The 14,117-nt window shown below is 49.8% G+C and carries 10 protein-coding genes; 6 read left to right on the forward strand and 4 right to left on the reverse strand.

What is annotated here, in order from left to right:
• Positions 1–166 precede the first annotated feature (166 nt).
• Positions 167–592 carry an FKBP-type peptidyl-prolyl cis-trans isomerase gene (locus tag AABK39_RS03140; protein WP_338393463.1) on the reverse strand — a complete coding sequence of 142 codons (426 nt, stop codon included), beginning with the start codon at positions 590–592 and terminating at the stop codon, positions 167–169.
• Positions 593–900: 308 nt separating this feature from the next.
• On the opposite strand from AABK39_RS03140, the gene AABK39_RS03145 reads away from it, so the two are divergent.
• Together AABK39_RS03145 and AABK39_RS03150 are read left to right on the forward strand one after the other, a co-directional pair.
• On the forward strand, positions 901–2,286 hold the full coding sequence (locus AABK39_RS03145; RefSeq protein ID WP_338393464.1) for a sigma-54-dependent transcriptional regulator: 1,386 nt from the start codon (positions 901–903) through the stop codon (positions 2,284–2,286).
• Positions 2,276–3,658 carry a sensor histidine kinase gene (locus AABK39_RS03150; RefSeq protein WP_338393465.1) on the forward strand — a complete coding sequence of 461 codons (1,383 nt, stop codon included), beginning with the start codon at positions 2,276–2,278 and terminating at the stop codon, positions 3,656–3,658. The genes AABK39_RS03145 and AABK39_RS03150 overlap by 11 nt, the downstream gene beginning before the upstream one ends.
• A 116-nt stretch (positions 3,659–3,774) precedes the next feature.
• On the opposite strand, the gene AABK39_RS03155 is transcribed toward AABK39_RS03150, so the two are convergent.
• Positions 3,775–4,713, reverse strand: coding sequence for a CPBP family intramembrane glutamic endopeptidase (locus tag AABK39_RS03155; RefSeq protein WP_338393466.1), 939 nt, complete (start codon positions 4,711–4,713; stop codon positions 3,775–3,777).
• A 149-nt stretch (positions 4,714–4,862) separates the two neighbouring features.
• Between AABK39_RS03155 and dusB the strand changes: the two genes are divergently transcribed.
• The 3 genes from dusB to AABK39_RS03170 all read left to right on the forward strand — a co-directional run bounded on the left by dusB (position 4,863) and on the right by AABK39_RS03170 (position 8,659).
• A complete protein-coding gene (dusB, locus tag AABK39_RS03160) occupies positions 4,863–5,873 on the forward strand; it encodes a tRNA dihydrouridine synthase DusB (protein WP_338393467.1) in 1,011 nt (336 codons plus the stop codon).
• Between the two features lie 144 nt (positions 5,874–6,017).
• The gene (locus tag AABK39_RS03165) at positions 6,018–6,953 is read left to right on the forward strand and encodes a DMT family transporter (protein ID WP_338393468.1); all 936 of its coding nucleotides are present in this window, start codon (positions 6,018–6,020) and stop codon (positions 6,951–6,953) included.
• Positions 6,954–7,126: 173 nt separating this feature from the next.
• On the forward strand, positions 7,127–8,659 hold the full coding sequence (locus tag AABK39_RS03170) for an MGH1-like glycoside hydrolase domain-containing protein (RefSeq protein WP_338393469.1): 1,533 nt from the start codon (positions 7,127–7,129) through the stop codon (positions 8,657–8,659).
• Between the two features lie 133 nt (positions 8,660–8,792).
• On the opposite strand, the gene AABK39_RS03175 is transcribed toward AABK39_RS03170, so the two are convergent.
• A complete protein-coding gene (locus AABK39_RS03175) occupies positions 8,793–9,374 on the reverse strand; it encodes a NifU family protein (RefSeq protein ID WP_338393470.1) in 582 nt (193 codons plus the stop codon).
• A 272-nt stretch (positions 9,375–9,646) separates the two neighbouring features.
• Here AABK39_RS03175 and AABK39_RS03180 point away from each other — a divergent pair, with 272 nt between their 5' ends.
• Positions 9,647–10,243, forward strand: a complete 597-nt coding sequence (locus AABK39_RS03180; RefSeq protein ID WP_338393471.1) for a peroxiredoxin-like family protein — start codon at positions 9,647–9,649, stop codon at positions 10,241–10,243.
• A gap of 178 nt (positions 10,244–10,421) precedes the next feature.
• On the opposite strand, the gene AABK39_RS03185 is transcribed toward AABK39_RS03180, so the two are convergent.
• Positions 10,422–13,793, reverse strand: coding sequence for an HzsA-related protein (locus AABK39_RS03185; protein WP_338393472.1), 3,372 nt, complete (start codon positions 13,791–13,793; stop codon positions 10,422–10,424).
• Positions 13,794–14,117 lie beyond the last annotated feature (324 nt).

Below are 14,117 nucleotides of genomic sequence, written 5' to 3' on the forward strand. Positions count from 1 at the left end.
TTTGTTAAGGCAGTTGGGCCAAAGCTACAAAACGCATAAAAAAAATACTTCTACAAAGCCGAAAAGTTCGATTTCGTACTTCAGCGAGGGGAGAAAGAAAAATGAAAGGCAAAAAAATGCCCCGGAAGCCGAGCTCCCGGGGCCGAAAATTCTATGGGGTATCGGATTATCCGATTGCTACCAGCTCGATATCGAAAACCAGCTCTTTACCAGCCAAGGCGTGGTTTGCGTCCACTTTGATGCCGGCGTCGTTTACCTCTACCACTTTCAAAGGCTGTGGGCCCTGTGGAGTCTGAGAGTAAAGCGTCTGGCCTACTTCCGGCTTAAGGTCTGCTGGAAGGTCGGCTTTCTTTACGTCGAATATAAGCTCCGGACGGTGGTCTCCGTAAGCCTCTTCAGGAGCGAGGGTAACGGTTTTCTTATCGCCGATCGCCATACCTTCAACGGCAACGTCGAAGCCTTTGATCATTTGGCCCGCACCTACCTGGAATCCCAGAGGTTCGCGGCCTTCCGACGAGTCGAATACTGTTTCGTCAGTCAAACGGCCTGTGTAATGCACTTGGACTTGGTCCCCTTTTTTTGCAGTTGCCATTAAAATCGTGTTCTTTATTCCAATAACCTGAGCGCAACCTTTGCGTCAGCGAGTACAAATGTACGAATTAATTCGGCCGGAAAAAGTCTAGTTCTCCCACTTATCGAATGTCCATATTCGGACACTTTATTGTCCGAATCCGTTCGTTTTTTGATATATTGGAACCGAATTTCCCGGACAGTCCCTTTTTTTAGCCTCCCTATATGTCGGGCTCAGAGGTCGTAAGGGCCAACACCGTGCCGGAGAGCCGTTTTTTGCCGATTCACTGGCATTGTTTTAGACAATTTACCCTACTGACACTAACAAGTATGAAATTGGACAAAGAATTAGGAAAGATCCTTATTATTGATGATGACGAGGACGTGCTCCTCGCGGCCAAAATGTTGCTCAAACGTCACGCCAAAGAGGTCACGATTGAAAAGAACCCTAAGAAAATCCCTTTTCTGCTCAACAACTACGAGTATGACGTGATTCTGCTCGATATGAATTTCAGTCAGGATATTACCAGCGGCAAGGAAGGTTTCTTCTGGCTGGAACAGATTCTGGAAAAAGATCCGTCGGCCGTAGTGATTCTGATTACCGCTTTCGGTGATGTGGAAACGGCCGTGAAAGCACTGAAAGAGGGGGCGACTGATTTTGTACTTAAGCCTTGGCAAAACGACAAGCTGATAGCGACGCTTGCGGCCGCCGAAAAGCTAAAGAAAACACAGAAAGCCGAAGGAGGCAAGAAAGCCCGCATAGGCAAACAGCTTCGTGAAACCGTCCGTCATAACTACAAAGACATCATCGGCGAAAGCCAGGCGATGCAGGATATCTTCTCGATTATAGACAAGGTGGCGGAGACGGACGCCAATGTCTTGATATTGGGAGAAAACGGTACGGGTAAGGAAGTGATCGCGAAAGCGTTGCATGATCGTTCCAGAAGGAAAGAAAACGTTTTTGTCAATGTGGATATGGGCGCCGTTACCGAAAGCCTCTTCGAGAGTGAGCTTTTCGGCCATAAAAAAGGATCCTTTACCGATGCCAAAGACGATCGAATCGGTCGTTTTGAAGCGGCCAATTCCGGAACGCTTTTCCTCGATGAGATCGGAAACCTCGGTATGCCGCTCCAATCGAAGTTGCTGACGGCTTTGCAACGTCGCGAGATCACGCCTGTCGGCTCGAACCGTCCCGTCAACGTGGATATTCGCCTGATAGCGGCCACGAACATGCCGCTTTACGATATGGTCCAGACCAACACGTTCCGTCAGGATTTGCTCTACAGGATCAATACGGTGGAAATCCACCTGCCTCCGTTGCGCAAACGCCTTGAGGATATTCCGTTGTTGGCTGAGCATTTTGTAAAAACCTATACCGAAAAATACCAGAAGGGGACGATGAAGATCGGCTCTTCTACCCTTGGCAAACTGAAAAAATACGCCTGGCCCGGCAATATCCGGGAACTGCAGCACGCTATAGAGCGGGCCATAATCATGAGCGACAGCGATACGCTTAAGCCGGAAGACTTCTTCTTCCTGCAGCAAGGTGGCGAATATGAGGAAAGCGCCGAAGAGAGCTTCAACTTGGACGAAGTGGAACGAAATGTTATCCGCAAAGCCATCCGTAAGCACAACGGCAACATTTCCAAGGCGGCGAAAGAGCTGGGCCTTACCCGGGCATCGCTCTATCGTAGATTAGAGAAACATGGATTATAACAAAAACAGGCAGTTCAAGACCGAAGTCACCCTACGGATCACCGGACTTGCCCTTTCTATTTTCTTGTTAGCGTATTTGGTGATCGACAGACAGATGTCGATCACCGTTATACTCGTGCTCGGACTTACCGTGATCCAAGCCATTGCGCTTGTGGGCTTCATAGACAAGATCCAGCGCGACATTTCTATGATTTTTCGCGAACTGCGCGAAAAGGGTTTCGGCAATGCCAAACCCTATACCGGCGACGAAACAGGCCTAACCGCCGAGCTCCGTCGAGATTTGACCAACATGGTCATCGAAGCTTCCGGTGCCAAAGAAAAACGGCAAAACCGCTATAATTACCTGCGAACGATCGTCCAACACGCCGGAATCGGACTCATCACTTTTGACGATCAGGATAAAATCCATATTTACAACAATGCCGCCCGGAAAATATTCAAAATCCAGCGACTCAGAACTCTGGACGAGCTCAAGGATATTAGCCCCGATATGGTGGAGCAGTTCAAAAACCTGAAAACGGGCGGAAGGGGACTGGTGACTATCGAGATAGAAGATGAAGCCATTCGTTTGGCTATTTTTGTCATCGAGCTTGAGATAGAAGGAAAGCCATTCAAACTCGTTTCCATACAGAATATCAGGCTTGAGCTGGAGCAAAACGAAATGGAAGCTTGGCAAAAGCTGGTGCAGGTGCTGACGCACGAGATCATGAACTCTGTCACACCGATTTCGTCGCTTACCAACACTGTAGAACAGGAAATCCGGCACCATTTACAATCCGTGGAGGCACTGGAAGAGAATTCCGGAAAGGTGATGGAGCAAGAGGATTTGGAAGATATCCATATGGCCGTCCAAACCATCCACCGCCGAAGCGAGAGCCTTATCCGCTTTGTCAACGATTTCCGGAGCATGACGCACATTCCCAAGCCCAACCTACAGCTGGTGGATCTGGGCGAGCTTATGGAGCAGATCCGGATGCTTTTGGCTCACGATATTTCCGAAGCCAATATCGATATTTCGGTAGACGTGGTGCCGACTCCGCTTACCGCCCACGTTGATCCCGGACAGCTGCAACAAGTGCTGATCAACCTCGTGCAAAACGCCATAGACTCATTGGCCGAAGTCAAAGAGCCGAAAATATGGATGACCGCCAAACAAGACCTGCAAGGCAATACTTTTATCTCCGTTAAGGATAACGGAAAGGGCATAGACGAGGAAGCCTTGGAGAAAATCTTTATTCCTTTCTTTACCACCAAGAAAAACGGTTCGGGAATCGGCCTTAGCCTCTCTCAGCAGATTATCCGCCAACATCTCGGTTCCATTTCCGTCAAATCCAAGATCGATATCGGAACGGAATTCCTTATCAAACTTTAAGTTGGGTACAGAGTAAAAAGTAAAGCGTAAAGAGACTGCTTGCTATGGAATATCTATGCGCAAAAAGCCCTTGATCTCATTGATCAAGGGCTTTTTTGATGCGGTTATGAGTCCGTTTACGCAGTTTTCTTTTTCGGGAAAAGACTTTTGAACCAAACCATCAGAGCTACCGTTCCGATCAAGCCCAATACTACTAAATACCAAGGTGTGGATTCCGTAACGTTTGATAATTCGCTTGTGTTTTTGCCCAGGATATAAGCGGAGCAAACGACAAAAGCGTTATTCAGAAAATGGGCGAAAACCGGATACCAAAGCGAACCCGAATAGGCGTACAGATAACCGAAAACGACGCCTAAAACCAGCCTTGGGAAAAAGCCGAAGAACTGGAAATGGATAGCGCTAAACAGGAATGCGCTCACCCATACGGCCACGTGGATATTGCCGGAGCGCTCTTGGATTTCCGTCTGCAAAACTCCTCTGAAAAGAAACTCCTCGCATATTCCCGCCAATCCGGCGATAACGATCAAGCCTACCAAAAACTGTCCGAACGAGTCGAAGTTTGTCATAAAACTGCTTAGGGCGTCGGCTTGGTTCTCGGCGTTACGGGCCCATTCCTCAAAACCTTTCATAAAGGCGGGGAATTCCAAACCTTTGTTCCATTCGATAAGTCCGGAATTGAAAATCATCATGGAGAATGACAAGGCTACCGCCAAAAACATTGCTAGTGGCAAAACTTTTCCTCCGGAGAAATAAACACTGGGATTTCTACGCTTGACCAGCTTCAGCCAAAGCCAAGGGGCGACAAAAAACGCTCCGATAGCCGTGCCTCCCTGAAAAGCGATGGCGGCTGTGCGTTGGGATGGATCTCCGCCCAGATTTTGGACAAAACTGGTGAGTGCCGTGATGTCAAAACCCAAAAAAGGCAAGCTAAGAAGCGACCCTAACATGGGGCCGATAAGAAAAATACCAGCTACTATAAAGAAAAGAAGAGAAATAATCGCGGTATGCTGTGCGATTTCCTCACCCATTGCGTTATTTTTGTCGGATTCCGTCATATGTGTTTGTGTCTTGTTTTCAGGATTTGACGCGGCCCAATGACCGCAAGAAACGTCGAGGCCCGCTGGCTCCGGCCGATTTCCGAAAGATAATTAAATTTTGAATTAAGTCCGGACCGTTCGCGGCTCCGGCGCAAAGCGTTACAGCCTTGGTTAAGATCGGAGAAGTAGAGTTTAAGGAATTTCCCCTGTTGCTGGCCCCAATGGAAGACGTCAGCGATCCGCCTTTCCGCGCCGTATGCAAAAAGAACGGCGCCGATATGATGTACACCGAGTTCATTTCGGCCGAAGGCTTGATCCGCGACGCCGCCAAGAGCCGTCAGAAGCTCGATATCTATGACGAGGAGCGCCCGATCGGCATCCAGATTTTCGGCGACAAGATCGAGTCTATGCGCGAAGCCGCGGCCATTGCCGAACAGGCCGGCCCGGAACTGATCGATATCAACTACGGTTGTCCGGTGAAAAAAGTGGCCTGCAAGGGCGCCGGCGCCGGAATCCTTCTCGACATCCCGAAGATGCAGGAGATGACCGCCGAGATCGTTAAGCAGGTCAAACTGCCCGTTACCGTAAAAACACGCCTTGGCTGGGACAACGACACTATCCGTATCCAGGAAGTGGCCAAGCGTCTGCAAGACGTGGGTACGCAAGCCCTGACGATTCACGGCCGTACGCGCCAGCAGATGTACAAGGGCGTTGCGGACTGGACGAAGATCGCCGAGGTGAAGAATGACCCCGAAATCCATATGCCTATTTTCGGCAACGGAGATATCGACTCCCCCCAAAAGGCGGTTGAGTACAAGGAGAAATATGGCGTGGACGGCATTATGATCGGCCGTGCGGCGATCGGTTATCCTTGGATTTTCCGTGAGATCAAGCATTTCATGAAGACTGGCGAACTGTTGGCTCCACCAACATTGGCGGAAAGGGTCCAGACTACGAAAGAGCATTTGCAATATTCTCTTGACTGGAAAGGCGAGCGCTTGGGAATCGTGGAAATGAGACGCCACTACACTAACTACTTCAGGGGAATCCCAAATTTCAAGCCGACACGCATGAAGCTTGTCACCTCATTGGATCCGGCCGAGCTGATGGATACGCTTGACGGAATCACTGAAGAGTTTGGCGACGCATATTTGGAAAGTATTTCGGGACAGAGCTGATAAGCTTTTCCCAAAAAAACATTCAAACGCTTCTTCCGGTCACGGGGGAAGCGTTTTAGTTTTTCCGGGCGGTCGTATTATTTTTTCAAACACCGCATCCTTTCGGCCGATTTACTTTTCTTCGCGGTCGCAAACTCCCAAATCATGAACCGAACCGCTACCGTAAAACAACCAGTACAGACTCCGCTGGCTACTGAGAAGCAAAGCGCCCTGTTGCCTTGGATGATCCTTCTGGGGCTTTCCCTAATTTGGGGAAGTTCGTTTATCCTGATGAAAAGGGGCCTCGAAGTGTTCTCGCCGATTGAGGTGGGAGCTTTGCGGGTTAGTTTGGCGGGAATTACGCTATTGCCCGTGGCATTGTATCACTTTAGAAAATTTCCCAGAAAGAAATTCTTTGACCTTTTCCTTTGCGGACTTACGAACGGGCTGTTGCCCTGTGTCTTTTTTCCGCTGGCGCAAAGCCATACCGAAAGCGCCGTGGTGGCAATCGTCAACGCCCTGACTCCTTTGTCAGTTATTCTGATCGGTTATCTGGCCTTCAGGGCCAAGGTCTCCCGCCAACAGGCCATTGGTGTGGCTATAGGTTTCGCCGGGTCCGTGGTGTTGGTTACGGCTGGCGCTACGGAAGACTCCGCCGGTTTTAACGCTTACCTGGGCTTTGTGGTGCTCTCTACCTTGAGTTACGGTTATAATATCAACCATGTGAAATTCCGGCTTTCCGATATGAAGCCACTTACCATTACAGCTTTCGGCCTAGGACTAATGCTTCCGGTTACGCTTTCTTACCTTTTCTATTTTTCGGATTTCGTACAGAAGATGCAAAGCGGGCCACAGGCTTGGGAAGCGCTCGGGTATTTGGCGATTCTAGGTATGGCCGGCACCGCTATGGCTTTGGTTATTTTCAATAAACTGATCCAGCTTGCCGGTCCGGTGTTCTCGGGAGCGGTGACTTATATCGTGCCCTTTATCGCTGTAATATGGGGACTGTTTGATGGCGAAACGCTTTTCCTCGGCCACTTTGTCGGAATGGCTATTGTAATTACGGGCTTGTTGATCGCTAATATGAGACGGAACCGCTGACTTTGTAAATCTTCTGTCTAATCCCCCTTAACAGCCTGAATCCGTTCGGGAATCACTGGACTTATAGGGGAGTTTTTCGTGTTAATGCCTTCCTTAATGTGGGGATATTTCTCCCGCTGGGTTTCCTCCCTTAGATTCGGGGCAGATTTTGATTATTTCAAAAATGACACGACATGGATATTAGAGATAAGTCGAGAAGAGGTTTTTTAGCGAAAAGCGCCTTGGGGCTTGCCGGACTTTCGTTACTTCCGTCTACGGTGTTCGCTGCAGAGAAAAAAGGAAGACTTGACAAGAGCCTGATTCCTTCGCCCGTGATGGACGGGGACAATAAGCTTGTGGAACTGTACTGGAAAGCTTGGGAACTTGCTTGGGAAAAAGTAAAATACCAGGACGGAATGCCGCAGTCGCCGTATATGGACGAGGGCCTGTGGGACCACACCGTCTGGATTTGGGACACCGCCTTTATGGTTCACTTTTGCAAGTACTCGCCTAAGCAGTATCCCGGCATCGAGAGTTTCGACAATTTTTACACCGTGATGCACGGCACCAACACGGCTTCTCTCAAAATCCACCATCCGGATAATCCGCCGTTGTTCGCTTGGATCGAAAACGACTACGCCCGCTTTACAGGCAATACCGATCGCTTCAAACACATCCTTACGGAGAAAAAATACCTTCAGAAGCACTACGATTATTTCGAAAACACCAAGCCGCATACCAAGTTCAAATACGCCGGAGCGCATACCAACATCAAGAAAGAGGAAATCGGTTTCCGTTGGTGGGGCGTACAAAGCGGTATGGACAACACCCCTCGCGGACGCGGCGTAGGTTATGGCAATATCTATTGGATTGACGCCATCGCGCAACAGGGACTCGCCGCTTTGAATATTTCCCGTATCGCCGAGACTATTGGCGATAAAGCCACGGCCAAAGAGTACAAGGCCAAATACAAGGTGTTCAAAGACCTCGTGAACAAATATTACTGGGACGAGGAAGACGGCATGTACTACGACATCAACGTGGAGGCTCCGTACGAGAAAGTCAAGGTGAAAACCCCGGCTTCTTTCTGGCCTATGCTCGCCGAAATGTGCGACAAGAAACAAGCCGCCAAACTGGAACAAGCTGCGCTCAAGCACTTCGGTGGCGATATCCCTTGGCCTACGGTTTCTGCAGACGATCCGGACTTCCACGAAAGCGGATGCTATTGGAAAGGCGGCGTTTGGCTCCCGACAGCTTATATGGCCACCAAAGCCCTGGAAAAATACGGCTACCACGAAACCGCCGACAAGCTTTCCCTCAATTTGGTGAAGCACATGCGGGCCACTTACGACCAGTTTGAGCCGCACACGATTTGGGAATGCTACAACCCGACCAAGCCGATCCCGGCGACCCACGGTGGCGACAACGGCTACTCACGTGAGGACTTCTGCGGTTGGTCGGCGCTCGGGCCTATCTCAATGCTGATCGAAAACGTTCTGGGCTTCCACGACGTGGACGCCATAAAGAAGGAAGTTCGCTGGAGACTTCATCGCTCGGACCGTCACGGAATTAAGGATCTGCGTTTCGGTGATATTAAAACTAGCGTAATCGCTGACGGAGACACTGTGGAGGTGGAAAGTGATGGCGAGTACAAATTGTATATCAACGGTAAGAAACACAAGGTCAAAAAAGGTAAGCAAACCTTCAAGATCAGAAGACAAGTCTGAGCAAGCACAAAGTAAAAAGTAAAGGAAAAAGGGTTCCATATTTCCTTTGCTGAAAATATCATGAGAAATGAAAAGGAGGGCGTTGGCCCTCCTTTTCTGTATTTTTGTAATACGCTTGTTGCGTGCTTGCCCCTTAGTCATTTACGGCTTCTACTGACGTTACTTCAGGGATCATATGGGTCAGCAGGTTTTCGATGCCCGATTTCAGCGTGATTGTCGATGAAGGGCAACCGCTGCATGAACCTTGGAGGCGTACTTTTACCACGCCGTCCTCAAACGAATCAAAAACGATGGCGCCACCGTCTTGTTCAACGCCTGGGCGAACGTACTCGTCCAAAAGGCTTTTGATACGGATAACGATCGCCGAATCACCTTCGCTCGCTTTTTCCGCTACCGCTTCTTTTGAAAGGGTAGGTTTTCCCTCGCTTAAGTGTTTTTTCACAAGCTCGCGGATTTCGTGCTGGATCTCGATCCATTCCTTGTCGTCCGCCTTGGTCACGGTCACGAAATCCGACGAGATAAACACGCCTTTTACATAACCCAGACCGAACAGGCTTTCCGCCAAGGGAGAAGTCTCTACCGCGCTTTCGGCTTTCGGGAAATCAAAACTTTCGCCCTCCGGCGCCAACATCAGGTTAGTCACGAACTTCAGCGAGTTCGGGTTGGGGTTTGTTTCCATGTATACCTGCACTGGCTGTTTCTGTTCTGTAGTCATCTTTATGGTTCGTTTATTTGAATCCTGTCTTTAGTCATTCACCGATAATAGTACGCTCGCTTGGCTTCTAAGTTGCGTCAGGCGGACGTAATGTTCACGAAGTCCGAAGCTAGGGATAAATTATCAATTTTAAATCATCTTCGCCAATGATTAGCGACGTGCAGGCCAAGCCTTTCCAGAAACAAATTATCAAGTATTCGCTCATTCTGACAACCCGCATCCTCCGCTTGCGTAAGGATAACTTGTTACTTGAAAATACACACTAACACACCATGAAAAAGCACACACTCTTATTATTGGCCCTTCTTATCGCCTTTGTGGCGCATGCCCAAGACAAACCTAAAGGCCTAAACGTAGGCGACAAGGCCCCTGCCTTTACGGCAAAAGACCAAGACGGCAAAAAAGTAAAATTGAAATCTTTGCTTAAAGAAGGTCCTGTCGTGTTGTTTTTTTATCGGGGAGCTTGGTGTCCTTATTGCCAAAAACAGGTAGCCGAACTGCAGGATTCGCTTAGTCTGATCACTGCCAAAGGAGCCTCGGTAGTGGCCGTGACGCCTTCCGGAGCGGAAAGTGTTGACGAAATGGATAGCAAACAGAATGTAAGCTTCCATATTTTGCATGATAAGGGACATAAGATTATGGACGCTTATGATGTGACATTCGGAGTAGACAAAAAGACGCAGGAACGCTATAAAGGCTACGGAATAGATTTCAACAAAGTAAACGGTGCCGAAACGGGGGCCAACTTACCCGTTCCAGCCACCTATATCATCGGGCAAGACGGCGATATCAGCTTCCGCTTCTTTGATCCGAACTACACAAAGCGCGTAACCGTAAAGGAGTTGCTGAAAAACCTTCCTTCGAAATAATCGGAAAAGTCTATTTGTCCCAAAAATATCTTCCGATAAACAAAGAAACGTCCCGACTGTACAAGCCGGGACGTTGTCGTATATGGGTGTCCAGTAAATGCGTGATCGTGACAGAGCAAAACACTTGGTAAAGTTTCCAAGCAGACTATTTATTCTGTACCCTTTACTTTGTACTGTTTTATTGGTTCATGCTAAGGTCCTTGATGTATTGCCTGATACTCTCAAGTTCCTCTTTTTCCCTCTTGTCTCTTTTTTGTTGATAATAATCGTAACGTTTGCGTTGCGATTCGTTCCAAATATTCCCTTCCTCGTAATCCCCGCCATACGGAACGTAAAGATCTATCCAGCAAGCGATGATTTCTTTCTCTTTACGGCTGAGTTTAACGCCTCCGTGGCGTTCGTCCAGCATCTTGGTCAGTTCGCTTGTGGCGGATCCGCGGAAATACGGAGGCAAAATAGTCGGCATGGACTGTGAGCCCGGCCAGTTTACCACCGAATCTTTGAAACTGCCGCGGAGTGGCCCTCTTTTGTCTCGGAAAGCCTTTAACAGGTTCAGGTAAGCGTCGTTCCAGGCCCGGCCGGAGGTTTCTTCCATAACAGGGTGGTCCAGCAGACTGAAAGCCCTTTTCTTGCGCTTGCTTTTTGCTTCGAATCCCGCTTTGGTCGGCGTCAGGTCGGCTACGCTGGCTTTTCCGCCGTCGAGGCGCTTTATTGTGCGGTCGTCGTGGCATGAGATGCACTTGGCGTCGAGGATCGGCTGCACATGTTTGCGGAAGCTGAAGCCCTCGGTAATGCCATGGAAAGGTTTCGGCTTGCGAACGCCTTTTTTCATGGCCAAGGCCTTATTGCCCACTATCGGCGTCTCGTTTTTGTTCTCGTGGCAACCTACGCAAGCGAAGACTTCGCCCGGCTGAAGCGTAGACCACGTCCGCATGGTTTGCGCCACGTGCCCGTTGGCGTCGATTAGCTGGAAATACACCGGTGTACGGGCCGGAACCTCAAACATGGCCGAGCCGTCGGCCTCTACGGGCACTTCTCCGATGATTCGTTTTACGTCCCAAGCTCCGTCGCCTACAGATATTGGCGTACTTACCCTTGCGCCCTGTCCGGCGCCGCCTTCGTGGTTGTAAGAGCGGTTAAATCCGATAGGGGCGGTCTGGTATTCGATCTCCACGATGCGGATTTTCTTGATGCTTCCTCTTTCTATTCCTTTCGAAGCCTCGCCGTGGTATACGTCGTAAACGAAGTACGTTCCCGTCTTTTTCCTGTAGTCCACTGTCGATTCCCGCATGTGTACTGTTCCGCGCTTGCGGACGGGCATGGCTTGCTTACAGTCCAACATCGGGTCGGTGGCCAAGAGTTCGCGCCTTCCGTCCTTGTCCATAAAGTAAAGTCCGTACGGTGTGTAGTATTTGTTGCGGTCGTTGGTGGCGAAGGGTTCGTAAGTCACCAAAAAATGCTCTTCCGACAGCGGGAATGGGTATTGGAACTGCGGACCTTTCTGTCCCAACACGTCCACTTTCACGGCTTCGGGCTTGCGGACGGGCGCCAACAGCGTAACGCCTTGGTTTTCCTGCCTTCCTTGCGCCGGGTCAATAATCGCCAGCTGGCCGCGCTGTTGGGTATGGTGGCCGGTTACGGTGGCCATCACTTTGTTCGTTCCCGGAATGTTTCGGGCGTGTACCAGCGTGGTCGGATACCAAGAGTTGTTGCCGTAGTATTCGGTTTGGCCCGTGCCGTCCATATTCATTTGGAACAGTGGCTGAGGATAGATCTGTCCGCGGTCGTTATAGTCCCAGCGGGTGTAAACTATCTTGCCGTTTTCCATCAAAGTGGGATAAGGCGTCTGCACTTGGTCAAAACCGATACGGCGGATATACTTTCCGTCGCGCTTCATCAGGTGGAGGTTGCTCACTTCCGTTTGCCAACAGTCGACGGTGTGTTCCACCCGGGTGGAATTGAAGATAATATCGCCGGTAGGCAGGTATTGGCCTTCGAAATCGGCAAGACGTTCGCCGAAAGTCAACTGTTTGACTTCCTTGGTGGCTAGGTCCATCTCGTAGAGGTGGTAATCGTCGTCGTAAAGGCCTTTTTTGTGGGAATAGAGCAGGCTTGTGCCGTCGAAGCTGATGTCGGGGTCACGGAAAACGCCTTTTTTGTCTTTCAGAATCGTATTTACGCTAATCTCTCCGTTTTCGATCGTCAGTTCGCAGAGTTCGGAGTCCGGATAGAAGTTCAGCTCGTGCCTTGCGTCCGACACCGCTTCGGTATAGGCGAAGAATGACATCATGATAGGCTTTCGCTTCATGAAAATGACGCGGTCCCACTTGTTTTCCAGAATCGCCAAGAACTCTTTTCTCCTTACTTGGCAAGCCTCTTCGTAAAGGGCGGGGAGGGAAGCGGTTCCTTTTTTCGCCAAAATGCTTTTCGCCTTGTTCCGGTCCTTGATCTGGGCGCAAACTTTGTCCAAAAGCTTAGGCCAAACGCTTTCCGGGTTGCGGAATACTTTCGGCAGGGCCATATCCAAATCCTGCATCAACCAGTCGGTGCGGATGGGGTAGGCTTTGTCCAGCGCCAATGACAACCAGAGCGAATCTTGGCAAACGTCTTGGCTCCATTCCGTCTTGTTCATGGCCTCGGCCCACGAGAGGTCCGTATTTACGGGCAAAACGTCTTTGCCCCAGACTTCCACTTCCGTCAGGGCGCACCATTGCAGTGGTTTCGGCTGTTTGAGGTCTTTTATCTTCAGGCCGGTTATTCTTCTTTTTTTGAATTTGAAAACCTGTTTCTTCTCGGTCTTCTTCAATTTGATCTTTTCCTTTGATCCGTCGCTAAACTCTATGGTGGCGGAGCGCCAGTAGCTGTCGTGAGGGAAATCGGCGCGAATATAGACGGCCAGTTTGTCCACTTCCACGGCGCGCCCGAAGTCGATCGCCCATTCCGGGTTTTCTACCTTCTCAGGCCCCCAAGAGCGGTATTTCCACTGCCCGTGTTTCAGGTTATGGGTCAGGCCGTTTACGGCGTTGCGGGCCCGGTAGCGGTTTTCGCCCCTGCATTCGCTGTTGGAGCTTACGTGCGGATAGAATTTCGGCTCGCCCTTTTGCCAGTCATACGGGTTCAGGGCCAAGTTGCGGTAGGCGCGCAGTTCTTTCAGCTCCGGCACACGGCATTCCAGTGTGTATTTGCCGTTGGTGGACGGCGGGAAGAACTCGTGCTCAGAGGTGTAAAGGAAATCCTTTCCGGGAACATATATTATACTGGCGGGACTTTCGGCCGTAAGGCGCAAACGCAGGTAAGGGCTTCCGGTGATCCGTATATTGTCGCCTTTGCCTATCGGCTTTTCATATTTGTACAAACCCTCGTCGTTGATGTCCAGCCGTTTGCCGTTTACGTCTATCTGCACATATCCTTTTCGGTCAAAATACCGTGGTGTGGCCTTGGGCGGACTGTATTGTCCGTAAGCCATTCCGCTGATACACAGAAAGGTTACCAGGGCCGTCAGGGCGGATATACTGTCCGTTAGCTTCTTTATAAAGAGAGAAAATAGCATAGCGATAATTTTTGGCTGGGTAATGATGTCGCGTCAGCGGTCATGGACGAGTAGCGATATATCTGGCGCCGACCTTACAAAAGTGCCTATAGCCCCTTAACATGTCAAGCGCCCATAATTGAAGGGGCCCTCATACGGACCTCAGGGATATTTTAAGGACGACACCGATATTTTTAGCCCAAAAAAAGGACATAGAGCTATTCTCAACCGACTTTGCGGCGAAAAGGGTACCTGTTGCCGTTAACCGTTATCAAAAATGTGTTACGTCCGGTGCGTTTTTCCCTGTCTGGTTCCGAAAAAGGGGGAAATCTAGCTTGTTGAAAT

This window comes from Fulvitalea axinellae, assembly GCF_036492835.1.
In the GTDB taxonomy this organism is placed as follows: Bacteria; Bacteroidota; Bacteroidia; order Cytophagales; family Cyclobacteriaceae; genus Fulvitalea; species Fulvitalea axinellae.

What these genes read in the sequence shown, in the direction of transcription:
- AABK39_RS03155 (WP_338393466.1), bottom strand. Translation starts at nt 4,713, where the DNA reads ATGACGGAATCCGACAAAAATAACGCAATGGGTGAGGAAATCGCACAG.
- AABK39_RS03140 (WP_338393463.1), bottom strand. Translation starts at nt 592, where the DNA reads ATGGCAACTGCAAAAAAAGGGGACCAAGTCCAAGTGCATTACACAGGC.
- AABK39_RS03180 (WP_338393471.1), top strand. Translation starts at nt 9,647, where the DNA reads ATGAAAAAGCACACACTCTTATTATTGGCCCTTCTTATCGCCTTTGTG.
- AABK39_RS03170 (WP_338393469.1), top strand. Translation starts at nt 7,127, where the DNA reads ATGGATATTAGAGATAAGTCGAGAAGAGGTTTTTTAGCGAAAAGCGCC.
- AABK39_RS03145 (WP_338393464.1), top strand. Translation starts at nt 901, where the DNA reads ATGAAATTGGACAAAGAATTAGGAAAGATCCTTATTATTGATGATGAC.
- AABK39_RS03175 (WP_338393470.1), bottom strand. Translation starts at nt 9,374, where the DNA reads ATGACTACAGAACAGAAACAGCCAGTGCAGGTATACATGGAAACAAAC.
- AABK39_RS03150 (WP_338393465.1), top strand. Translation starts at nt 2,276, where the DNA reads ATGGATTATAACAAAAACAGGCAGTTCAAGACCGAAGTCACCCTACGG.
- AABK39_RS03165 (WP_338393468.1), top strand. Translation starts at nt 6,018, where the DNA reads ATGAACCGAACCGCTACCGTAAAACAACCAGTACAGACTCCGCTGGCT.
- AABK39_RS03185 (WP_338393472.1), bottom strand. Translation starts at nt 13,793, where the DNA reads ATGCTATTTTCTCTCTTTATAAAGAAGCTAACGGACAGTATATCCGCC.